This window comes from Bartonella vinsonii subsp. berkhoffii ATCC 51672 (assembly GCF_902825225.1).
GTDB lineage: Bacteria > Pseudomonadota > Alphaproteobacteria > Rhizobiales > Rhizobiaceae > Bartonella > Bartonella berkhoffii.
The window spans coordinates 1-901 of record NZ_CADEAK010000071.1 but is presented as its reverse complement, the minus strand read 5'-3'; the positions used below and the strand labels follow the sequence as shown (position 1 = coordinate 901).

The 901-nt window shown below is 44.6% G+C and carries 1 protein-coding gene; it reads left to right on the top strand.

Annotation, left to right across the window (positions count from 1 at the left end; translation table 11 throughout):
• The coding region (locus tag J7R10_RS08270; protein WP_208436441.1) for a hemagglutinin repeat-containing protein at positions 1–901 on the top strand (901 nt) is incomplete at both ends.

Here is a 901-nt window from a genome sequence, read left to right as displayed (position 1 = left end):
CCATAAGTCAAACTCTCAGGAAGAGCGGGAAGGTTTTGGGTTTCAGTTTGAAAAGAACCCTAGCGGTGCTTCCTTGGATGTTGGAATTGCAAGTGCCAAAGATACGGGGGACCAATGGGAAAATACCAATACGCCATCTAATTTTAAGGCGGGCAAAGATGTGCGGATCACTGCTGGCAATGATGTAACCTTGCAAGCAGCAGATGTTTTGGCAAATCGTGATGTGAACGTTGAGGCTGGCAATAATATCACACTTGAGACAAGCTATAATACCTCTAACGCAAAAGAAAAGCATGAAAAGTCGTTTGCAGGCGTTACAACCACTGTCAATGTTGGTGCTCTTGATACTGTACAAGGCTTAAAAGATTCAGCGGACCGCATGAATGATAAAGATGGCAGCAACAAAGTTGGTAACACTGTGCTTACCGGGCTTCAAATCAATCATCTTTTTAATAAAGGCAAGAATTTTGTCAATTGGCTAAGTGGCAACACAGGTGCAAGGGGTAACACCACAGCAGGTTTTGGCAACATGGCGGGGAATTTTACCAGCTCGGTAAAAGATGCTCTTGCCAATACGGCAGATGCTTCATCCAGTGTGACAGTGGGCTTTAAGACTGAGAAGACAGAGGCATCTGTTCAGACATCTACTGCTGTGACAGATAGCATAGAAGGCAGGCGTTCTGTTAATGTGCAAGCCCACAAAGGCAGCATTTATAGTGTTGGAGCTGATATTATCGCTGGCACCAATTCGGATTACGCACTAAACAATGATGCGCAGAGTGGCAATATCAATTTGCAAGCAGGAAACCATATCACCTTTGAAAGTGCACAAAACACGCAAAGCACACAAAACCACAGTGAAAGCGCTTCAGTAAATGTTGGTACCAGTTATGGCACCGGT